This is a genomic window from Pseudomonas sp. B2021 (assembly GCF_018135665.1).
Classification (GTDB): domain Bacteria; phylum Pseudomonadota; class Gammaproteobacteria; order Pseudomonadales; family Pseudomonadaceae; genus Aquipseudomonas; species Aquipseudomonas lactis.
On the sequence record NZ_SMOF01000001.1, the window covers coordinates 2,044,927 to 2,063,906 of the forward strand.

24 protein-coding genes are annotated in these 18,980 nt (G+C 62.0%); 16 read left to right on the forward strand and 8 right to left on the reverse strand.

Going from position 1 to position 18,980, the window contains the following annotated elements; all coding sequences use genetic code 11:
- Positions 1-35 precede the first annotated feature (35 nt).
- From E1K68_RS09295 to E1K68_RS09305, 3 genes are read right to left on the reverse strand one after another with little or no spacing between them, the layout of a single operon-like run.
- Positions 36-377: a hypothetical protein gene (locus E1K68_RS09295; RefSeq protein WP_003189922.1), complete on the reverse strand. Its 342-nt coding sequence runs from the start codon at positions 375-377 to the stop codon at positions 36-38.
- Complete coding sequence (locus E1K68_RS09300; protein ID WP_032892696.1) at positions 374-778, reverse strand: phage holin family protein; 405 nt, start codon at positions 776-778, stop codon at positions 374-376. Before E1K68_RS09300 ends, E1K68_RS09295 begins: the two co-directional genes overlap by 4 nt.
- Before the next feature lie 2 nt (positions 779-780).
- Positions 781-1,095 (reverse strand): YqjD family protein, encoded by a 315-nt coding sequence (locus E1K68_RS09305; protein ID WP_003189926.1) that lies wholly within the window; start codon positions 1,093-1,095, stop codon positions 781-783.
- Positions 1,096-1,439: 344 nt separating this feature from the next.
- On the opposite strand from E1K68_RS09305, the gene E1K68_RS09310 reads away from it, so the two are divergent.
- Entirely contained in the window at positions 1,440-2,648 is a 1,209-nt protein-coding gene (locus tag E1K68_RS09310) for an ammonium transporter (RefSeq protein ID WP_212613997.1), read from the forward strand.
- Here the strand turns inward: E1K68_RS09310 and E1K68_RS09315 are convergent.
- Positions 2,635-4,365: a monovalent cation:proton antiporter-2 (CPA2) family protein gene (locus E1K68_RS09315; protein WP_212613998.1), complete on the reverse strand. Its 1,731-nt coding sequence runs from the start codon at positions 4,363-4,365 to the stop codon at positions 2,635-2,637. The genes E1K68_RS09310 and E1K68_RS09315 overlap by 14 nt on opposite strands.
- Positions 4,366-4,613: 248 nt before the next feature.
- Here E1K68_RS09315 and E1K68_RS09320 point away from each other — a divergent pair, with 248 nt between their 5' ends.
- The 3 genes from E1K68_RS09320 (at position 4,614) to E1K68_RS09330 (ending at position 6,219) form a co-directional block, all read left to right on the forward strand.
- Positions 4,614-4,850: a glutaredoxin family protein gene (locus E1K68_RS09320; RefSeq protein WP_003189931.1), complete on the forward strand. Its 237-nt coding sequence runs from the start codon at positions 4,614-4,616 to the stop codon at positions 4,848-4,850.
- 74 nt (positions 4,851-4,924) lie between these two features.
- Positions 4,925-5,260: a hypothetical protein gene (locus E1K68_RS09325; RefSeq protein WP_003189932.1), complete on the forward strand. Its 336-nt coding sequence runs from the start codon at positions 4,925-4,927 to the stop codon at positions 5,258-5,260.
- A gap of 68 nt (positions 5,261-5,328) precedes the next feature.
- The gene (locus E1K68_RS09330) at positions 5,329-6,219 is read left to right on the forward strand and encodes a pseudouridine synthase (protein ID WP_094774924.1); all 891 of its coding nucleotides are present in this window, start codon (positions 5,329-5,331) and stop codon (positions 6,217-6,219) included.
- Between the two features lie 55 nt (positions 6,220-6,274).
- On the opposite strand, the gene E1K68_RS09335 is transcribed toward E1K68_RS09330, so the two are convergent.
- Together E1K68_RS09335 and mobA are read right to left on the reverse strand one after the other, a co-directional pair.
- On the reverse strand, positions 6,275-6,496 hold the full coding sequence (locus E1K68_RS09335; protein ID WP_003189935.1) for a YgdI/YgdR family lipoprotein: 222 nt from the start codon (positions 6,494-6,496) through the stop codon (positions 6,275-6,277).
- A 79-nt stretch (positions 6,497-6,575) separates the two neighbouring features.
- A complete protein-coding gene (gene mobA / locus E1K68_RS09340; RefSeq protein WP_034135229.1) occupies positions 6,576-7,178 on the reverse strand; it encodes a molybdenum cofactor guanylyltransferase MobA in 603 nt (200 codons plus the stop codon).
- Positions 7,179-7,254: 76 nt separating this feature from the next.
- Between mobA and moaB the strand changes: the two genes are divergently transcribed.
- A complete protein-coding gene (moaB, locus tag E1K68_RS09345) occupies positions 7,255-7,794 on the forward strand; it encodes a molybdenum cofactor biosynthesis protein B (RefSeq protein WP_032892684.1) in 540 nt (179 codons plus the stop codon).
- Positions 7,778-9,004, forward strand: coding sequence for a gephyrin-like molybdotransferase Glp (gene glp / locus E1K68_RS09350; protein ID WP_003189941.1), 1,227 nt, complete (start codon positions 7,778-7,780; stop codon positions 9,002-9,004). Before moaB ends, glp begins: the two co-directional genes overlap by 17 nt.
- A 234-nt stretch (positions 9,005-9,238) precedes the next feature.
- Here glp and E1K68_RS09355 read toward each other — a convergent pair whose 3' ends face one another.
- Together E1K68_RS09355 and E1K68_RS09360 are read right to left on the reverse strand one after the other, a co-directional pair.
- The gene (locus E1K68_RS09355) at positions 9,239-9,568 is read right to left on the reverse strand and encodes an EscU/YscU/HrcU family type III secretion system export apparatus switch protein (protein WP_003189945.1); all 330 of its coding nucleotides are present in this window, start codon (positions 9,566-9,568) and stop codon (positions 9,239-9,241) included.
- A complete protein-coding gene (locus E1K68_RS09360) occupies positions 9,565-11,142 on the reverse strand; it encodes a flagellar hook-length control protein FliK (RefSeq protein ID WP_057710911.1) in 1,578 nt (525 codons plus the stop codon). Before E1K68_RS09360 ends, E1K68_RS09355 begins: the two co-directional genes overlap by 4 nt.
- Positions 11,143-11,341: 199 nt before the next feature.
- On the opposite strand from E1K68_RS09360, the gene ccmA reads away from it, so the two are divergent.
- From ccmA to E1K68_RS09410, 10 genes are all read left to right on the forward strand, one after another.
- Positions 11,342-11,977: a cytochrome c biogenesis heme-transporting ATPase CcmA gene (gene ccmA, locus E1K68_RS09365; protein WP_212613999.1), complete on the forward strand. Its 636-nt coding sequence runs from the start codon at positions 11,342-11,344 to the stop codon at positions 11,975-11,977.
- Positions 11,974-12,642 carry a heme exporter protein CcmB gene (ccmB, locus tag E1K68_RS09370; RefSeq protein WP_003189951.1) on the forward strand — a complete coding sequence of 223 codons (669 nt, stop codon included), beginning with the start codon at positions 11,974-11,976 and terminating at the stop codon, positions 12,640-12,642. Before ccmA ends, ccmB begins: the two co-directional genes overlap by 4 nt.
- A gap of 87 nt (positions 12,643-12,729) precedes the next feature.
- Complete coding sequence (locus tag E1K68_RS09375; protein WP_003189953.1) at positions 12,730-13,485, forward strand: heme ABC transporter permease; 756 nt, start codon at positions 12,730-12,732, stop codon at positions 13,483-13,485.
- Complete coding sequence (gene ccmD / locus E1K68_RS09380; protein WP_003172771.1) at positions 13,482-13,658, forward strand: heme exporter protein CcmD; 177 nt, start codon at positions 13,482-13,484, stop codon at positions 13,656-13,658. Before E1K68_RS09375 ends, ccmD begins: the two co-directional genes overlap by 4 nt.
- Positions 13,655-14,113: a cytochrome c maturation protein CcmE gene (gene ccmE, locus E1K68_RS09385; protein WP_034135169.1), complete on the forward strand. Its 459-nt coding sequence runs from the start codon at positions 13,655-13,657 to the stop codon at positions 14,111-14,113. Before ccmD ends, ccmE begins: the two co-directional genes overlap by 4 nt.
- 3 nt (positions 14,114-14,116) lie before the next feature.
- On the forward strand, positions 14,117-16,105 hold the full coding sequence (locus tag E1K68_RS09390; RefSeq protein ID WP_003189956.1) for a heme lyase CcmF/NrfE family subunit: 1,989 nt from the start codon (positions 14,117-14,119) through the stop codon (positions 16,103-16,105).
- Positions 16,102-16,638: a DsbE family thiol:disulfide interchange protein gene (locus tag E1K68_RS09395; RefSeq protein ID WP_003189958.1), complete on the forward strand. Its 537-nt coding sequence runs from the start codon at positions 16,102-16,104 to the stop codon at positions 16,636-16,638. Before E1K68_RS09390 ends, E1K68_RS09395 begins: the two co-directional genes overlap by 4 nt.
- Complete coding sequence (locus E1K68_RS09400) at positions 16,635-17,108, forward strand: cytochrome c-type biogenesis protein (protein WP_003189960.1); 474 nt, start codon at positions 16,635-16,637, stop codon at positions 17,106-17,108. The genes E1K68_RS09395 and E1K68_RS09400 overlap by 4 nt, the downstream gene beginning before the upstream one ends.
- The gene (ccmI, locus tag E1K68_RS09405) at positions 17,101-18,291 is read left to right on the forward strand and encodes a c-type cytochrome biogenesis protein CcmI (protein ID WP_192001938.1); all 1,191 of its coding nucleotides are present in this window, start codon (positions 17,101-17,103) and stop codon (positions 18,289-18,291) included. The genes E1K68_RS09400 and ccmI overlap by 8 nt, the downstream gene beginning before the upstream one ends.
- A gap of 16 nt (positions 18,292-18,307) precedes the next feature.
- The gene (locus E1K68_RS09410; RefSeq protein ID WP_034135170.1) at positions 18,308-18,715 is read left to right on the forward strand and encodes a lipoprotein; all 408 of its coding nucleotides are present in this window, start codon (positions 18,308-18,310) and stop codon (positions 18,713-18,715) included.
- Positions 18,716-18,980: the final 265 nt, after the last annotated feature.

The window sequence follows — 18,980 nt, forward strand, 5'->3', positions numbered from 1 at the left end:
CGTGTCTGGTCATTGCGGTCATCGGCTCACGCGTATCAGCTTTTGCGCGAAGAGCTCTGCATGGCCAACTTGATCAGCGGGATCAACCCGGCACCCAGCCGCACCAGGCGCGTGACGCTGCTGATGCTGCCGCCCTTGGCGCCTTTGCCGGTAAAGAAGCCCATCAGCGTGACCGCCGCCACGCCCCACAACGGCGCGTGCTTGATGCCCAGGCTGTCCTGCCAGTTGTGGCGCATGTTGCGCATTTTGTGCAGGGGCGCCATGAGTTGTTGGGACTCATGCCGGATTTCCTGGCGGTGCATTTCCATGCGCAGGCGGATCAAGGCTTTGCGCATTTCCCGGCGTGACGTGTTTTGCGGGATCTCAGTCATGCTCATGGCAGCAGGCGCTCCCGGTCATTGGCCAGTTCTTCGAGCGTGGCGTGGAAGGGCGTGGACTCATCGAACACCGCCGCCTTCAAGCGCACACCGCAGAACGCAGCGGCCAGGCTATAGAACACGCACAGGCAGATGATACCGGTGAGGCGATAGCCCGTATCCCACACCAGGATCATCACCAGTGTCGACAACCCCACCAGCAACAGCAGGGCAAACACCAACGCCAGGCCGGCAAACAGCAACAGGCTGACGGTGCGGGCCTTTTGCTCTTGTAATTCAATGCCGAACAACTCGACGTGACTGTGCAGCAAGCCCAGCACAGCTGCGCCCAGGCGTCGGGAGGTCGAACCGCTTGCTGAGGAATGTGCGCTCGAAGATGAGCTGGATTCGCCGATAGACATGGTTAGCGCCTTGTAGCCAGCAGACCGATCAAAAAGCCTACGCCGGCAGCAATGCCGACCGACTGCCATGGGTTGGCTTGCACGTAGTCTTCGGTGGCAGTGATCGCCGCCTGGCCGCGCTCGCGCAGTGAGTCCTCAGTCAGTTGCAAGGTCTCGCGGGCCTTGAGCAGGCTCTCGTGGATCTTGGTGCGCAGCTCGTCAGCCTGGTCACCGGCCAGCACGGCGGTGTCGTCCAGCAACTTTTCGGTATCGCTGACCAGGGTTTGAAAATCCTCCATCAGTATCTCTTGAGCAGTCTTTGCTGTTTTACCGGCCATGGTTGTCTCCGTGGGTAGCTGATTTGTACGTGTGGTTTCGAGTCGCGGCGTTGGCTGAAGGTTCAGTGCAATTGTGTGGTACAGCTTTTGCTTTGCCTTGGTGCGCAGGCTTTAGGGCCTGCGCTGAATCCGGGCGGTCGAGGTAAACACCTTGAAAAACCTTACCCTAAATCACTCAACTTCGCGGAAAAACCCTATCGGCAACGGCCTGTTGTGTTGAACGCTGCGCTAAAGCGGTTCACGCCTCTGAAGAGGGGCGAAGCCGGCGGTGCCAATTTAGTGCGCGAAACTCTGGCTTGAACCGCTTTGGTGCTTTTTGCCTTGATGCAGGCCTGCCAACCTCCATGGAAAACTTGCAAAGCGCAGTGGACACCCTTGTCCACAGTTCCAACACCCTGTTCATCCTGATTGGCGCGGTCATGGTACTGGCCATGCACGCCGGCTTTGCCTTCCTTGAAGTCGGCACGGTACGCCAGAAGAACCAGGTCAACGCCTTGTCGAAAATCCTCAGTGATTTTGCGATTTCAACGCTGGCCTATTTCTTTATAGGCTATTGGATCTCCTACGGTGTGAGCTTCCTGCAACCGGCCGCCGTCATCAGCGCCGATCATGGTTACGGCCTGGTAAAGTTTTTCTTCCTGCTGACGTTTGCCGCGGCGATTCCGGCGATCATTTCCGGCGGGATTGCCGAGCGTGCGAAGTTTACGCCGCAGTTGTGTGCCACCGCGCTGATCGTGGCGTTTATTTACCCGTTCTTCGAAGGCCTGGTGTGGAACGGCAACTTTGGCTTGCAAGCCTGGCTGCTAGTAACCTTTGGCGCCAGCTTCCACGACTTTGCCGGCTCCGTGGTGGTGCACGCCATGGGCGGCTGGCTGGCGCTGGCGGCGGTGTTGCTGCTGGGCCCGCGCAATGGGCGCTATCGCGAAGGGCGCCTGGTGGCGTTTGCGCCGTCGAGCATTCCTTTCCTGGCGCTGGGCTCGTGGATTCTGATCGTGGGCTGGTTCGGCTTTAACGTGATGAGCGCGCAAACCCTCAATGGCGTCAGTGGCCTGGTGGCCGTCAATTCGCTGATGGCCATGGTCGGTGGCACCGTGGCTGCCCTGGTGATTGGCCGTAACGATCCCGGTTTTCTGCACAATGGTCCCCTGGCCGGGTTGGTGGCGATCTGCGCCGGCTCCGACCTGATGCACCCGGTGGGCGCGTTGGTCACGGGCGTGGTGGCTGGCGGCTTGTTCGTGTGGTGTTTTATCGCTGCCCAATCGCGCTGGAAGATCGATGACGTGCTGGGCGTGTGGCCGTTGCATGGTTTGTGTGGTGTGTGGGGCGGCATTGCCTGCGGCATCTTCGGGCAGACCGCCCTGGGTGGGCTGGGCGGTGTGAGCCTGATCAGCCAGTTGATCGGCACCGGGCTGGGCGTGGTCGTGGCGTTTGGCGGCGGCTTGCTGGTGTACGGCGTGATCAAACGCGTGCAAGGGCTGCGCTTGACACAGGAGCAGGAGTATTACGGCGCGGACCTGTCGATCCACAAGATCGGCGCGGTCAGTCAGGATTGATCGGCGCTTCTTCATCTGTATGTGGCGGCGGGTAAAAACCGTGTAGCAGGCGGTAGCGGTTGTGCCGTACCTCATCCACCCGTGCCTGCACCTGTTGGTCCGGCAGGCCCAGCAGGATCAGGGCATGGGCGGCGAGCATCAGGCTCGACTCCAGCAACTCGGGCACCACTTCGCTGGCGCCCGCGGCCTTGAGCTCAGCCAACTGGCTGTCATCGCGGGTGCGCACCAGGATCGGCACGTTGGGGTTGATCTGCCGCGCCTCCTTGAGCACCACCAGGGCGACATCGCTGTTGTCCACCGCGATCACCACCAACCGCGCCCGCTCCAGGCCGACGGCGCTGAGCAAGGCGCCACGGCGGCAGTCGCCGTAATGCACACTGCTGTCCTCGGTGGCGGCTTCCTGCACCCGTTCGGGGTCATCATCCAGGGCGATAAACGCCTGTTGTTCGCGGCGCATAAAGCGCCCAATGGACTGGCCTACGCGGCCATAGCCGCAAATCACTACGTGCCCGTGCAGTTGGGCATTGAGCGCGGTGATCTGCTCCAGTTGCACTTGCTGGTTGGGCTTGCGGTGCAGGCGCAGGGCAACGGCCGGTGCCGCACGCAACAGCAGCGGTGTCAGCAGCATCGAGCAGAAGGTGGCGGCCAATAGCAAGCCGTTGAACTCATCGGGAATCAACCGGCTCTGCTGCATCTGCGCCATCAGCGCAAAACAGAACTCGCCGCCCTGGGCCAGCGCCAGGCCGCTGCGCCAGGCCGTTTCGGCGTCGCTGTTACGCCATTTGACCAGCGCCGCGACCACCATGCCTTTGACCAGCATCAACGTGAGCGTCAGGCCGAAGATCAACAGGCTGTGGCTGACGAACAACTGCAGGTCGATAAGCATGCCGATGCTGACAAAAAACAGCCCCAGCAGAATGTCGCGAAACGGGCGGATATCCGCTTCGATCTGGTGCCGGTAATGACTCTCGCCCAGCAACATGCCGGCCAGGAACGCGCCGAGGGCAGGGGACAGCCCCAGCAGGTGGGTGAGCCAGGCGGTGAGCAAGACAATCACCAGCGCCAGCAGCACAAACAGCTCCGCCGAATGCGACGCGGCGACTTCACGGAACAGGCGCGGCAGCAACCAGCGGCTGGCGAACAACAGGCCCACGAACAGCACCACGGTCTTGCCCAGGGTCAGCGGCAGCGCCCAGTACCAGGCTTGGTCACTGCTGCCGGCAAACACCGGCACCAAGGTCAGCAGCAACACCGCCACGACGTCCTGAAACAGCAACACGCCTATCGCGTTCTGGCCATGACTGCTGAAGATCTCACCGAGGCTGGTCAACTCTTTGCTGACAATGGCCGTGGACGATAACGCCAGCCCTGCGCCCAGCAGCAGCGCGATGCCGGGTGCGAGGCCAAAGCCCATCAGTAATGCGCCCAGCAATGCCCCACACCCCAGCACTTGCAGGCTGCCCAGGCCAAATACCACGCTGCGCAGCGCCAACATTTTCGACAGGGAAAACTCCAGCCCCAGGGAAAACAGCAGGAACACCACGCCCATCTCGGCGAGGTCCGGCAGGTCTTCGTTGTCATTGACCCAATCCAACGCGGTGGGCCCCACTGCCAGGCCAACGCACAGGTAGCCCAGCACAGGGGGCAGTTGCAGCCGGCGAAACAGCGCAATCACCACCAGGGATGAGGCCAGGATAATCAGCAGGTTGGCGAACACAGGCATCTCCGTTGCAGGGTGAGCGGCAAAAAAGCCGCGAGAATCGCTGAATCAGTTATAGGCCATGGTGATCTGGGTCAGGCTTTTTGCACCGTAGGAGCGAGCTTGCTCGCGAAAAACGTCAACGCTAGCGCGCAGGGTCCTGAATGAGCGCGGCGCACGGGAGCTTTTCGCGAGCAAGCTCGCTCCTACAAGGGGCTTGTTGGGCTTAGAATGGAGGTTCGTTTTGTGACCTGAGTCCTTTGATCATGCTTCCTGAATGCCAGCTGTTCGGCACCCTGGGTTGCCATCTGTGTGAGATCGCCGAAGCCGAAATCATGCCGCTCGTCGAACACGGGCTGTTGGTGGAGTTGGTGGATATCACCGATCCCCAGGACCTGACAGATGTCTACGGCCTGCGTATTCCGGTGCTTCGCCGCATGGACACCGGGGCGGAACTGGACTGGCCGTTCGACACCGATCAGGTGGTTGCCTTCCTGCGCTGAGATTTATGCGATGGCGGCTTTCCAAATATTAAGTTACTGTATATTCGTACAGCGATTGAATAGAGGGAACGCCCGTGGTGAATGTTGAACAACTTAAAAGCAGCGTCAATCGCATGTCCGCCGATGTGGTACGCGACGCGGTGAACGAGCTGCGCCTCGATGGCCTGGTCACGGAAGGCAAGACGCCGTTTAACAAAGTGCATTTCAACACCTGCTTTGCGGAAATCGAGGCGCTGTTCCAGCGCGCCGGTTATCACAAGCAGCTGGATGTGGTGGGTTATCAGGGCTTGCTCTACGCGCTGTATGACCCGGGCCGTTGGGAAGCAGTGGACGTGCTGCGCTGGCTCAAGGAATTCACCGAGGCAGCAAGCGCCTCGCCGGTGCTGCGGGCTCAACTGGCCAAGGCCTGAGATAGGCCCTAGGCAATCGCGCGCCATGGGCGATAATGCTCGCCTGTTTCCAGGCTTTGAGCGTCGGCATGTCTACTTGCGTTTTTTCTCCCTCCCAGCACCAAGCCAGCACCCTGTACTTGCCGCCGGGCTCCTGGGGGACGGTGCTTGACTGCCTGTGCGCACACTTCCCGGCCATTGGCCGTGAACAGTGGCTGGACCGCATTGCCCGAGGCCGGGTGCTGGATGTCAACGGTAGCCCGATCAGCCTGGGCCTGGGCTACAAGGAAGGCCTGTGCATCTATTACTTTCGCGAAGTGCTCAACGAGAAAGTGATTCCGGTGCAGGAAAGCATCCTGTACGCCGATGAGCATCTGGTGGTGGCGGACAAACCGCATTTCCTGCCAGTGACACCCGCTGGCGAGTACGTCGAGCACACTTTGTTGCGCCGCTTGATCCGGCGCCTGGACAACCCCGCTCTGGTGCCTCTGCACCGTATCGACCGGCATACGGCGGGGTTGGTGCTGTTCTCCGCCAACCCGCATAGCCGTTCGGCCTATCAGCAATTGTTTCCCACGCGACGTATCGACAAATTCTACGAAGCCATCGCCCCGGCCTTGCCGCATCTCAGCTTCCCGTTGGTGCACAAAAGCCGCTTGGTGGATGGCGAACCTTTCTTTCGCATGCAGGAAGGGCCGGGCGCTAGCAACACTGAGACGGCGGTAGAGGTGCGCGAGAAAAATGGCGATCTATGGCGCTACGGCCTGTTCCCGGTGACCGGCAAGAAGCACCAGCTGCGCGTGCACATGACGGCGCTGGGAGCGAGCATCTGCAATGACCCGTTCTACCCCGAAGTGATCAAGGACGCCGAGGATGATTACGCAAGGCCACTCAAGCTGTTGGCCCAGGGCGTGCGTTTTATCGACCCGGTGAGCGGCCAGGAGCGCAGCTTCCGCAGCCAGATCACCTTGGACTGGTAAACCCCAGGAACAACAAGGCCCGCGCTAGGCGGGCCTTGTGTGCGAGCGTTAAGACTTACAGGTCTTTAACAGTGCGAACCTGATCTTTGTTGATTCGGGTGTGCTTGCCGTCCAGCTGTTCGAATTCGTAGAAGCCCGAATCTTCATCGTATTTCGGGGTGTCGACGGCCTGGATTTCGCGACCGTCATTCAGGGTGATCACTGTTGGCGAAGCGCAACCGGCGAGGGTGGCGAGGCCCAGTGCAAGCATGAGAGCGGCGATGGTCCGTTGAGTCATGAGTTTGTCTCCGAGAGAATACTTTTAAATTGCTGACCTTGTGACGTACGAGACGCCGGCAAAGTTCCTTGTGCAGGGTTCATTCTGACATGCCAGCCCCGGGGTGCAACAGCTCGGGCGTATTAAGATTGGCCAGGCGCGGGTCATTGGCCGGGCATTGCAGGGCCACCGCGCCCAGTTGCAGCCAGAGCTTGCGAGGGCTGCGTTCACCCGCTTGCCACGCCTGTTCCACCTGGTTTTTCAGGCTTGTGGGGATGATGCACAGCAAGGGTTCCCAGTCTTCACCCTGGCGCACCATCACCGGTAGCTGCGGGTTGCGTCGTGAGGTCGCACGCAGGTCGGCCAGCAACCGCGCATCGATCTGCGGCACATCGCAAGGCAAGATCAGCAGATGCGCATGGCGTGCGGCGAAGAGTCCTGCGCGGATACCGGCCAGCGGGCCGGGGAAGTCCGGGCTGTCATCGCTCACTTGTTGGTCGGCATAGAGCGCGTAGCGTTCATGGTTGCGGTTGCACGAGATGATCAGGTCATTGGTGAGTGGCCGGGCCAACTGGTGCAGGTGGGCGATCAAGGGCTGGCCTTGCCATTCCAGCAGCCCTTTGTCCTGGCCGCCCATGCGTTGGCCGCGACCTCCGGCCAACAACAGGATTGAACACGGCAGGGAGGAAAATTCAAAGCTCATGGTAGTTGCGCTGCGGCAGGTAAACAGGGGCCTGTGATATAACATCGGGCTGTTCCTTCGACAACCGGACCGTGCCATGAAAGCCAAGGCCGATGCGCCCTTTGTACCCCTCAATATTGCTGTATTGACCGTCAGCGACACCCGCACCCTGGAGACTGACACCTCCGGCCAGGTCTTCGTCGACCGCCTCACCGCCGCCGGCCACCACCTGGCCGAGCGCGTGCTGCTCAAGGACGACCTCTACAAGATCCGCGCCCAGGTGGCCCACTGGATCGCCGAAGACGTGGTGCAAGTGGTGCTGATTACCGGCGGCACCGGCTTCACCGGCCGCGACAGCACGCCTGAAGCAGTGAGCTGCCTGCTCGACAAGCAGGTCGATGGTTTCGGCGAGCTGTTCCGCCAGATCTCCGTGGCCGATATCGGCACCTCCACCGTGCAATCGCGCGCCTTGGCGGGGTTGGCCAATGGCACTCTGGTGTGCTGCCTGCCGGGCTCCACCAATGCCGTGCGCACTGGTTGGGACGGCATCCTTGCCGAGCAACTCGATAACCGTCATCGCCCGTGCAACTTCGTCCCGCACCTCAAGCAGGCCGAGCCTTGTGAATCCCGTGGGTAAGCCCGGCAAGACCGGCGCCCTGATGCCGGTGGAAGCGGCCTTGCAGCGTTTGCTCGACATGGCTGGCGCTGCACCGATCCGCGAGCAGCAAGTGCTGCCCCTGGCTGAGTGTGATGGCCGGGTATTGGCCCAGGACTTGATCTCCACACTCGACCTGCCGCCGTGGCCCAACAGTGCCATGGACGGCTACGCCGTGCGCCTGGCGGACTGGACCGGCGAACCCTTGGTGGTGAGCCAGCGTATTTTCGCCGGCACTGCTCCTGAACCCTTGGCGGCCGGTACCTGTGCGCGCATTTTTACCGGCGCGCCGGTGCCCCAGGGGGCGGACTGCGTGCAGATGCAGGAAAACGCCGTGGTGCATGCCGACCAGCGCGTCAGTTTTACCGAGCCGTTGCACAAGGGCGACAACATCCGTCCCCAGGGCCAGGAGACCACCGTCGGCGAGACCGTACTCAATGCCGGCACCCGCCTGGGCCCCATCGAGCTGGGGTTGGCCGCGTCCCTTGGGCGTGATCGACTCGAGGTGGTGCGGCGCGTGCGCGTGGCCGTGTTGTCGACCGGCGATGAGCTGATCGAGCCAGGACTGCCGCTCGGCCCTGGGCAGATCTACAACAGCAACCGCCGCGTGCTGTGCAGTTGGCTGGTGCGCATGGGCTGTGAAGTGATTGATGCCGGGATTTTGCCGGATGATCTGGAACAGACGCGCACGCGCCTGGCGGGGCTGGGCAGCGTTGACCTGATCCTCTCGACCGGCGGTGTGTCGGTGGGCGAAGCGGACTTCCTCGGCATTGCCTTGCGCGAAGAGGGTGAGCTGGCGCTGTGGAAGTTGGCGATCAAGCCGGGCAAGCCGCTGACCTTCGGGCATTTTCGTGGCGTGCCGGTGATCGGCCTGCCGGGCAACCCGGCCTCGACCCTGGTGACCTTTGCGCTGTTGGCGCGCCCGTATCTGCTGCGTCGCCAAGGTGTGATGGAGGTGCAGCCGTTGCGCTTCGAAGTGCCGGCAGGGTTTGTCTGGCCCAAGCCTGGCAACCGTCGCGAGTACCTGCGCGGGCGGATCGAACAGGGCAAGGCGATCATCTACCGCAACCAAAGCTCCGGGGTGCTGCGCAGTGCGGCATGGGCTGAGGGTTTTGTGGAGGTGATGGAAGGGACCACGTTGGCCATTGGCGACCGGGTCAATTTCATTCCCTTGAGCGAAGTCCTGAGCTGACCGCGCGCTAAAAAATGTGGGAGCTGGCTTGCCTGCGATGGCGGCCTGCCAGCCGCCCCCTATCTACCTGACACCCCACGATCCAACTGTGGGAGCTGGCTTGCCTGCGATGACGCCCTCACAGCCGACCAATATCTACCTGACACCCCAACGATCCAACTGTGTTGACTGCCAAGCCGCCTTCGCGAGCAAGCCCGCTCCCACAGTTGGTTGGTGTATGGGCCTCATGAGCAATCAGTAATCGTCACCCTGCTCAGTGACGTCCCGCTCCACTGGCCCTGCATCCGGGTCGTAGCCCACTGGGAACTTGCCCTTCAACGTCCAGGCAAACGCAATGATTTCGGCAATGGTGCGGTACAGCTCCTCTGGAATGCTGTCGCCCAGTTCCATGCGCGCCAGCAGTTTCACCAGCTCGGGGTTTTCATAGATGGGGACTTCGTTCTCCCGTGCCAATTTGAGGATGGCTTCGGCCAGGGCATCATCGCCTTTGGCCGTCAGGGTGGGGGCCTGTTGGCCGTCATACTTGAGGGCGATGGCCTGGCGGGGTGGGGCGGCGTTTTTCATGCGGTTTCATCCACCCAGCGTTGTTCCAATCCGGTTTTTGGTCCGCGTGGCGGGGTGCCCAGATGGCAATCCAGGTCGCCGACGTTGAGCCCGGATGACACCAGACGCTCGCGCAGGCTGCCCAAGTGGCTTTCGATCAGGCTGGCGGTGAACGGGCGGCTGGCCCACAGCTGGCTGGACAGTTTGCCTTGGGACAGCTGCGCCTGAACTTGCAACGGCCCCAGTGGCTCCATGTCGAAGGCCAGTTCGACGCGCCAGAGCATTTGTTTCGGGTCTTTTTTATCCTTGCGCTCGGGCTGGTCCTTGTCTGGCGCGGGCTCCTCGCGCTGGAACTTGACCTGCAACGGCACGATGTCTTGCAGAGTGCGCAGGGGGATTTCCAGCTGCCAGGTCGTTTGCAGGCGGCCGTCGGCGGTGGTGCCGGTCTGTTCCAGGCTCGACAGTTGATGGCTCTGCAAGCGCGAGATCGCCCCGGCGGCCAGGCGCAGCAGGTTTTCCAGGTCGCCTTCACCTTCCAGTTTTGCCATCAGTCTTTCGGGCAGCGGGAAGCCGGCGGGTATCTGCCGGGCGCCGACCTGGCCGAGGGTGTTCAGCGGGCTGCGCACAAAGTGCGGCAACACCTGGGCCAGGGTATTGGCGGCGAGAATCGCATTCAGGTTGGTGCTGGCGGGCAGGGCAGGCAGCAGGTCTGCGACCAGGCGTAACAGCGCGCCTTTCATGTCCAACGGTGGGATTTGCGGGTTCTGCCCGGCAAGCAATTTGGCTTCCAGAAAGGCGCCGCTGTTCTGCACCACCTGGGCCAGTACCTTGGGATTGCTGACCTGCGCCAGATCGGGCAAGGCCGCCAATAATCGCTCGGCGGCGGCCCGCAGCTCAGCCGATGTGCTGTCACCACGGGGCAGGTTTTGCAAGGCGCTAAACACCGCGTCCAGCGAGCCTTGGCGACTTTGCTGAGTGGCGAGTTGTTGCGCCACGGCCAGTTGGTCTTTCAAGCCGCTCAGCGGTACGAAGTTCAGGGTTTGCGCGTTCTGCACCACGGCACTGAGCAAGCTGCCCACCCTCAACGGCTGGGGGCTTTCCAACGTCAGGGTGGTACCGGCCAGGGCGTTATTGAGCACACTCACCAGCGAGCGATAGATCGCCGGTTGCGCCGTGCCCTGAGGCAGCATCTGCGTGGTCAGCACTTTGGCTTGCAACAACGTACCCACCGGCATTTGCGTGGTGTCGAGGCGGGTGAGGGCGGCCACATTGGCGCTCATGGCTTGCTGCAAGGTGATGGCCAGGTTGCCCGCAGGTGTCTGGCTTACCGCCACATTGCTGCCCAGGGGCAGGGGCTGGGCACTGCTGGCCTGCACCAGGGTTTGTCGGCCGCCTGCGAGGGTCAACTTGAGCAGCAACTGAAAGGCCTCGCCGCCTTGTTTAAGCGCGATGACCTCAGCGTTCACGGTTTTCCCCGGCTCGATCAACCCGGCCTGTGGCTCCAGCAGTTTGAGCAACGCGCCGGCCCCAGGCAGTGGAGCAGGCCCGGGCGTGGAGGCTGGCGGCAGTGGAGGAAGATTGATCTCACCGGTCATCGTACGCATCGTCTCTGGGGAAATTGCCCTCTTTAGAGTAGGGCATCGCATGTATAATGCCGCCCGTCTGCAAAGAGAGCGGTAAAAACTCACAACTATTTGATCCAGCTCTCTAAAATCGGTCGCCAAAGCCGTTATTGTGCATCTCTCTATAACGGCCGCTGCACCGCCGACTTGAACCGTAAAGGCCCGCGATCTTTTGACCAGCCCTCTTCTTGAAGCCGTAGCGCTTGCCTGTGAACGCGACCTGCGCCTGCTGTTCGAGCAACTCGACCTGCGGCTTTCGGGTGGCGACATGGTGCAGGTCAGTGGCCCCAATGGCAGCGGCAAGACCAGCCTGCTGCGCCTGCTGGCCGGGCTGATGCAGCCCACGGCCGGCGTGGTGCGTCTCAACGGCAAGCCGTTGAACGAACAACGTAGCGAGGTGGCGCGCAACCTGGTCTGGATCGGCCACGCCGCCGGCATCAAGGACGTACTCACCGCTGAAGAAAACCTCAGTTGGCTCAGCGCCCTGCATCATCCTGCTTCCCGTGACGCCATCTGGCAGGCCCTGGCCGCGGTGGGCCTCAAGGGCTTTGAAGATGTTCCCTGCCACACCCTGTCTGCCGGCCAGCAGCGCCGCGTGGCCCTCGCCCGCTTGTACTTGCCCGGCCCGCCGCTGTGGATTCTCGACGAACCCTTCACGGCCCTCGACAAACAAGGCGTGGCTCAACTCGAAGCGCACCTGGCCCAGCACTGCGAACAAGGCGGCCTGGTGGTGCTCACCACCCACCACACCTTGGCGCGCATGCCGGCTGGCTACCGTGAGCTGGACCTGGGGCGGTGGTCGCTATGAGTGTGTTCGCCCTGTTGGTGGCCCGTGAAGCCCGACTGCTGTGCCGTCGCCCCGCCGAACTGGCCAACCCGCTGGTGTTCTTTGCCATCGTGATTGCGCTTTTCCCGCTGGCGGTCGGCCCGGAGACTAAACTGTTGCAAACCTTGTCCCCGGGACTGGTGTGGGTCGCCGCGCTTTTATCGGTTCTGCTCTCGCTGGACGGGCTGTTTCGCAGTGATTTCGAAGACGGTTCCCTGGAACAGTGGGTCCTTTCGTCGCACCCTTTGCCACTTCTGGTACTGGCCAAGGTGCTGGCACACTGGGCTTTTTCCGGCTTGGCGCTAGTCTTGCTCTCGCCACTGCTTGCCATGATGCTCGGGTTGCCCGTTGAATGCCTGCCGGTGCTACTCCTGTCCTTGTTACTCGGCACGCCGGTGCTCAGCCTGTTGGGGGCGGTGGGCGCAGCGTTGACGGTCGGCTTGAAGCGTGGCGGGCTGTTGCTGGCTCTGTTGATTCTGCCTTTGTATATCCCGGTGTTGATCCTGGGCAGTGGCGCGTTACAAGCCGCGCTTATGGGCATGCCGGCGACCGGTTACCTCTTGTGGCTTGGCAGCCTGACCGCCCTGGCGGTAACCCTGACACCTTTTGCTATAGCCGCCGGCCTGAAAATCAGCGTCGGCGAATAATGAGGTCTGACCCTGCGTTAACGACGCGGAGTCAGTAAAGACCCTGAGCTTTTCGCCACGACGAAAAGCACCGTGATGGAAACAGCAATGAACTGGACCTGGTTTCACAAGCTCGGCTCGCCCAAATGGTTTTATGGCATCAGTGGCAAGCTGCTGCCGTGGTTGAGTATCGCCGCCATCCTGCTGATCGGCATCGGCCTGGTCTGGGGCCTGGCCTTCGCGCCGCCGGACTATCAGCAAGGTAACAGCTTTCGCATCATCTATATCCACGTGCCTGCCGCGATGCTGGCCCAGTCCTGCTATGTGATGCTGGCGGTGTGCGGCATCGTCGGCCTGGTCTGGAAGATGAAGCTGGCCGATGTGGCCCTGCAATGCGCCGCGCCCATCGGTGCGTGGATGACCGCCGTGGCGCTGGTGACCGGTGCAATCTGGGGCAAGCCGACCTGGGGTTCGTGGTGGGTGTGGGATGCGCGACTGACCTCGATGCTGATCCTGCTGTTCCTGTATTTCGGCCTGATCGCCTTGGGCAACGCCATCAGCAACCGCGACAGCGCCGCCAAGGCCTGCGCGGTGCTGGCGATTGTCGGCGTGATCAACATCCCGATCATCAAGTACTCGGTGGAGTGGTGGAACACCCTGCACCAGGGCGCCACCTTCACCCTCACCGAAAAACCGGCGATGCCCGTGGAAATGTGGGCGCCGTTGCTGCTGATGGTGCTGGGCTTTTACTGTTTCTTCGGTGCCGTATTGCTGCTGCGCATGCGCCTTGAAGTGCTCAAGCGTGAAGCCCGTACCAGTTGGGTCAAAGCCGAAGTGCAAAACTGCCTGGGAGCACGCGGATGAGTTTTGCTTCTTTCAGTGATTTTCTCGCCATGGGCCACCACGGCCTGTATGTCTGGACGGCCTATGGCATCTGCCTGGCGGTGCTGGCCCTCAACGTCGCCGCGCCGATCCTGGCCCGCAAACGTTACCTGCAACAAGAGGCGCGACGTCTGCGCCGGGAGACTGAAAAGTGAATCCGCTGCGTAGAAAGCGTCTGTTGATCATCCTTGCCATCCTGGTCGGCGTCGGCATTGCCGTGACCCTGGCCCTGAGCGCCTTGCAGCAGAACATCAACCTGTTCTACACGCCCACCCAGATCGCCAATGGCGAAGCGCCGGTCGATACGCGCATCCGCGCCGGCGGCATGGTGGAGCAGGGCTCGTTGAAGCGTTCCGGCGATTCGTTGGACGTGACCTTCGTGGTCACCGACTTCAACAAGGCCGTGACCATCACCTATCGCGGCATTCTCCCGGACCTGTTCCGCGAAGGCCAGGGCATTGTCGCCCTGGGCAAGCTCAACGCCGACGGCGTGGTAGTGGCTGACGAAGTGCTGGCCAAGCACGATGAAAAATACATGCCGCCCGAGGTCACCAAAGCCTTGAAAGACAGCGGCCAAACCGCGCCCGCCGCCCCAGCCAAGGAGGGCTAAGCCATGACGTCCGCACTGTTTATTCCTGAGTTGGGCCAGTTGGCGATGATCCTCGCGCTGTGCTTTGCGGTGGTCCAGGCCGTGGTGCCCTTGCTGGGTGCCTGGCGCGGCGATCGCCTGTGGATGAGCCTGGCGCAGCCGGCCGCCTGGGGCCAGTTCGCTTTCTTGCTGTTCGCCTTTGGTTGCCTGACCTATGCCTTCATGACCGACGATTTTTCCGTCGCCTACGTTGCCAACAACTCCAACAGCGCCTTGCCCTGGTACTACAAGTTCAGCGCCGTGTGGGGCGCCCACGAAGGTTCATTGCTGCTGTGGGCCTTGATCCTCGGCGGCTGGACCTTCGCTGTCTCGGTGTTCTCGCGCCAATTGCCGCAAGTGATGCTGGCGCGGGTGCTGGCGGTGATGGGCATGATCAGCATCGGTTTCCTGCTGTTCCTGATCATGACCTCCAACCCGTTCACCCGCATCCTGCCGCAGATCCCGGTGGACGGTCACGACCTCAACCCGTTGCTGCAGGATATCGGCCTGATCGTGCACCCGCCGATGCTCTACATGGGCTATGTGGGCTTTTCCGTGGCCTTCGCGTTCGCCATCGCCGCCTTGCTCGGCGGGCGTCTCGACGCCGCCTGGGCGCGCTGGTCACGGCCATGGACCATCGTCGCCTGGGCCTTCCTCGGTATCGGTATCACCTTGGGCTCATGGTGGGCCTACTACGAACTCGGCTGGGGCGGCTGGTGGTTCTGGGACCCGGTGGAAAACGCCTCCTTCATGCCGTGGCTGGTGGGCACCGCGCTGATTCACTCCCTGGCCGTTACCGAAAAACGTGGTGTGTTCAAGAGCTGGACGGTACTGCTCGCCATCGCGGCGTTTTCCCTCAGCCTGCTCGGCACTTTCCTGGTGCGCTCGGGCGTGCTGACCTCGGTGCATGCGTTTGCCTCAGACCCTGAGCGCGGCGTGTTTATCCTGATCTTCCTGCTGTTTGTCGTCGGCGGTTCGCTCACCCTGTTTGCCCTGCGCGCGCCGGTGGTCAAGAGCCAGGTCGGTTTCAACCTGTGGTCGCGGGAAACCCTGTTGCTGGGCAATAACCTGGTGCTGGTGGTGGCCGCGTCGATGATCCTGCTCGGCACGCTCTACCCGCTGGTGTTGGACGCCTTGAGCGGCGCCAAGCTGTCCGTGGGGCCGCCGTACTTCAATGCGTTGTTCATCCCGCTGATGGGCCTGTTGATGGTGGTGATGGCGGTCGGTGTGCTGGTGCGCTGGAAAGACACCCCGGTGAAATGGCTGGCGGGCATGCTGATGCCGGTGCTGCTCGGCAGCGTGGCCCTGGCGGTGATCGCCGGGTTTGCCTACGGCGACTTCAATTGGGCGGTACTCGCGACGTTCCTGCTGGCGGCCTGGGTGTTACTGGCTGGCGTGCGTGACATCGTCGACAAGACGCGTCACAAGGGTTTGCTCAAGGGCCTGCCCACCCTGACCCGCAGCTACTGGGGCATGCAGATCGCCCATATTGGTATCGCGGTGTGCGCCCTTGGGGTGGTGCTGTCCAGCCAGAACAGCGCCGAGCGCGACCTGCGCCTGGCGCCGGGCGAGTCCATGGACCTGGCCGGTTACCACTTCATCTTCGAAGGTGCCAAGCACTTCGAAGGGCCGAACTTCACCTCCGACAAAGGTACTGTGCGCGTGGTGCGCAATGGTAAGGAAATCGCCGTGCTGCACCCGGAAAAACGTCTGTATACCGTGCAGAGTTCGATGATGACCGAGGCTGGCATCGACGCCGGTTTCACCCGTGACCTGTATGTGGCCCTCGGTGAACCCCTGGGCGACGGCGCCTGGGCCGTGCGCGTGCATGTCAAACCCTTCGTGCGCTGGATCTGGTTCGGCGGGTTGCTCACCGGGTTCGGCGGGTTGCTCGCGGCGTTGGACCGGCGCTATCGGGTCAAGGTCAAGAGCCGGGTGCGTGAAGCGCTGGGCCTTTCGGGAGCTGCGGTATGAAGCGTTGGTTGATGGTTGTGCCGCTGGCGTTGTTTTTGCTGATGGCGGTGTTTTTGTATCGCGGGTTGTACCTGGACCCGGCCGAGCTGCCCTCGGCGATGATCGGCAAGCCGTTCCCCGCCTTCAACCTGCCAACGGTGCAGGGTGACAAGACCCTCACCCAGGCCGACTTGCAGGGCAAGCCGGCGCTGGTCAACGTGTGGGCCACCTGGTGCATCTCTTGCCGCGTCGAACATCCGGTGTTGAACAAGCTGGCCGAGAAGGGCGTGGTGATCTACGGCATCAACTACAAGGACGACAATGCGGCGGCCTTGAAGTGGCTGGCGGAATTTCATAACCCGTACCAGCTGGATATCCGCGACGAAGACGGCAACCTGGGGTTGAACCTCGGCGTGTACGGCGCGCCGGAAACCTTCTTCATCGATGCCAAAGGTGTGATCCGCGACAAGTTCGTCGGCGTGATCGACGAAACGGTGTGGCGCGAACAGCTGGCCGCCAAGTACCAGGCGCTAGTCGATGAGGCCAAGCCATGAAGCGTTGGTTGACCGCAGCTGTTTTAGCCCTGGGCCTGGCTGGTGTGGCCCATGCCGCCATCGACACTTATGAATTTGCCAACGACGCCGAGCGTGAGCGTTTTCGCGATTTGACCAAGGAACTGCGCTGCCCCAAGTGCCAGAACCAGGACATCGCCGACTCTAACGCCCCGATCGCCACTGACCTGCGCCGAGAGATCTTCCGCATGCTGGGGGAGGGCAAGGACGACCAGCAGATCATCGACTTCATGGTCGACCGCTACGGCGATTTCGTGCGCTACAAACCGGCGCTCACCGGCAAGACCGCGCTGCTGTGGTTTGGCCCGGCCGGGCTGTTGCTGGCCGGCGTGGTGGTGATGGCCGTGATCGTGCGCCGTCGCCGCGTTGCACCGATTGATGGCGCTGATGCGCTGTCCCCTGAAGAGCGCAAACGCCTCGACCAATTGCTGGACACCAAGACTGATGATTGATTTCTGGCTCGCAGCCGGTTTGCTGCTACTGATTGCCCTGAGTTTCCTGTTGATCCCTGTGTTGCGTGGCCGTCGTGCCCAGCGCGAAGAGGATCGCACCGCGTTGAACGTGGCGTTGTACCAGGAACGCGTCGCTGAGCTGCAAGCGCAGCAGGACGAAGGTGTGTTGAATACCGCGCAACTCGACACGGGCCGCGCCGAAGCGGCCCGCGAGTTGCTGGCCGACACCGAAGGCGTGGAAAAGCCCCGTGAATCGCGGTTAGGCAAACCGTTACCGTTTTTGGCGGCGTTTCTGGTGCCTGTGCTGGGCGTTGCGCTGTACCTGCATTATGGGGCGAGCGACAAGGTTGAACTGACCCGTGAGTTTTCCCAACCGCCGGTGTCCATGGCCGATATGACTCGCCGCCTGGAACGCGCCGCCGCCGCGCAACCGGATTCGGCAGAAGGTTTGTACTTCCTTGGGCGCGCCTATATGGCCCAGGACCGTGCCGCCGATGCCGCCAAAGTCTTTGAACGTACGGTTGCATTGGCCGGGCGCCAACCGGAATTGCTCGGCCAATGGGCCCAGGCGCAGTACTTTGCCGACAACAAACAGTGGTCGCCGAAGGTTCAGGCGCTGACCGACGAAGCCTTGAAGCTCGACCCCAAGGAAGTCACCAGTCTCGGCCTGCTGGGTATCGCCGCCTTTGAGGGCCAGCGTTATCAGGAAGCCATCGACTACTGGAACCGCCTGCTCGCGCAATTGCCGCCAGAGGACAACTCCCGCGTCGCCTTGCAAGGCGGAATTGACCGCGCGGCAGAGAAGCTCAAGGAGATCGGTGGCAGCGTCGCTCAGGTGCCAAAAGCGCTTTTGAAAGTGCGTGTGGATCTATCCGCCGAGGTGAAAGCCAAGGCCCTGCCAGGCGACAGCGTGTTCATCTTCGCCCGCGCCGTTAACGGCCCGCCGGCGCCCTTGGCGGCCAAGCGTGTGACCGTCGACGCATTGCCCGTTACCGTCGAACTGGGCGATGCCGACGCGATGATGCCGCAGTTGAAACTGTCCAACTTCCCCGAAGTCCAACTGGTTGCGCGCATATCCCGGGCCGGCCAACCGACCACTGGCGAATGGATCGGCCGCAGCCAACCGTTGGCCAGCAGCACCACTGCGCTGCAGCAATTGACCATCGACACTCCGGACCAGTAATTCTGAGGACACGCCCATGACCGCATATGCACGCATCACCCTGCTCAGCCTGGTACTCGGCCTGAGCGCCTGTGCGGTCCACCGCCCACCTGCGGCGCCGACCGGCCCGACTATTCCACCTGTTGGCCCATCTACGCAGCCGAGCACCAAGCCCAGCACCAAACCTTCCGGCCCCGTGACACCGGCGCCCAAACCTCTGCCAAGCAAATCGCCGACCTTCGCCCCACCGCCGGGCGCCGCCAGCCATTGGGACGGCAAGATGCAGGTGTATGTGCTGGACGACCAGCCTGACACCTTCTACCGCCAGCGCACCTACTACCGCTGGAGTAACGGTTGGAGCCGCTCCATCAGCCCCAATGGGCCATGGGAAGAAACCAATGTGCAAGGCGTGCCGCCGGGGTTGAGCAAGCAGTACGCGCAATGACAAAAGGCGACCGTGTTCAGGTCGCCTTTTTTATTTTCGATTTGGAATGCTATTAACTGACGGAGCTGGCTTGCCTGCGAAGACGGCCTAACAGTCAACACAGTTGGACCGGGTACATATCCGTTATTTAGGTAACGGCCACCTAGGGTTCCGCTCTGACAGCGGGTCACTTTTGGAAAAGAGCCCGGAATGCCGGCCCAGCCAAAAGTAACCAAAAGGGCTCTTGCCCCACCACTCGGCACCTCGCTTAGGCTCGGTGTGCCCG

Coding starts and splice junctions, on each gene's coding strand:
- E1K68_RS09295 (WP_003189922.1), bottom strand. CDS start 377: ATGAGCATGACTGAGATCCCGCAAAACACGTCACGCCGGGAAATGCGC.
- E1K68_RS09300 (WP_032892696.1), bottom strand. CDS start 778: ATGTCTATCGGCGAATCCAGCTCATCTTCGAGCGCACATTCCTCAGCA.
- E1K68_RS09305 (WP_003189926.1), bottom strand. CDS start 1,095: ATGGCCGGTAAAACAGCAAAGACTGCTCAAGAGATACTGATGGAGGAT.
- E1K68_RS09310 (WP_212613997.1), top strand. CDS start 1,440: ATGGAAAACTTGCAAAGCGCAGTGGACACCCTTGTCCACAGTTCCAAC.
- E1K68_RS09320 (WP_003189931.1), top strand. CDS start 4,614: ATGCTTCCTGAATGCCAGCTGTTCGGCACCCTGGGTTGCCATCTGTGT.
- E1K68_RS09330 (WP_094774924.1), top strand. CDS start 5,329: ATGTCTACTTGCGTTTTTTCTCCCTCCCAGCACCAAGCCAGCACCCTG.
- E1K68_RS09335 (WP_003189935.1), bottom strand. CDS start 6,496: ATGACTCAACGGACCATCGCCGCTCTCATGCTTGCACTGGGCCTCGCC.
- mobA (WP_034135229.1), bottom strand. CDS start 7,178: ATGAGCTTTGAATTTTCCTCCCTGCCGTGTTCAATCCTGTTGTTGGCC.
- moaB (WP_032892684.1), top strand. CDS start 7,255: ATGAAAGCCAAGGCCGATGCGCCCTTTGTACCCCTCAATATTGCTGTA.
- E1K68_RS09355 (WP_003189945.1), bottom strand. CDS start 9,568: ATGAAAAACGCCGCCCCACCCCGCCAGGCCATCGCCCTCAAGTATGAC.
- E1K68_RS09360 (WP_057710911.1), bottom strand. CDS start 11,142: ATGACCGGTGAGATCAATCTTCCTCCACTGCCGCCAGCCTCCACGCCC.
- ccmB (WP_003189951.1), top strand. CDS start 11,974: ATGAGTGTGTTCGCCCTGTTGGTGGCCCGTGAAGCCCGACTGCTGTGC.
- E1K68_RS09375 (WP_003189953.1), top strand. CDS start 12,730: ATGAACTGGACCTGGTTTCACAAGCTCGGCTCGCCCAAATGGTTTTAT.
- ccmD (WP_003172771.1), top strand. CDS start 13,482: ATGAGTTTTGCTTCTTTCAGTGATTTTCTCGCCATGGGCCACCACGGC.
- E1K68_RS09390 (WP_003189956.1), top strand. CDS start 14,117: ATGACGTCCGCACTGTTTATTCCTGAGTTGGGCCAGTTGGCGATGATC.
- E1K68_RS09395 (WP_003189958.1), top strand. CDS start 16,102: ATGAAGCGTTGGTTGATGGTTGTGCCGCTGGCGTTGTTTTTGCTGATG.
- E1K68_RS09400 (WP_003189960.1), top strand. CDS start 16,635: ATGAAGCGTTGGTTGACCGCAGCTGTTTTAGCCCTGGGCCTGGCTGGT.
- ccmI (WP_192001938.1), top strand. CDS start 17,101: ATGATTGATTTCTGGCTCGCAGCCGGTTTGCTGCTACTGATTGCCCTG.
- E1K68_RS09410 (WP_034135170.1), top strand. CDS start 18,308: ATGACCGCATATGCACGCATCACCCTGCTCAGCCTGGTACTCGGCCTG.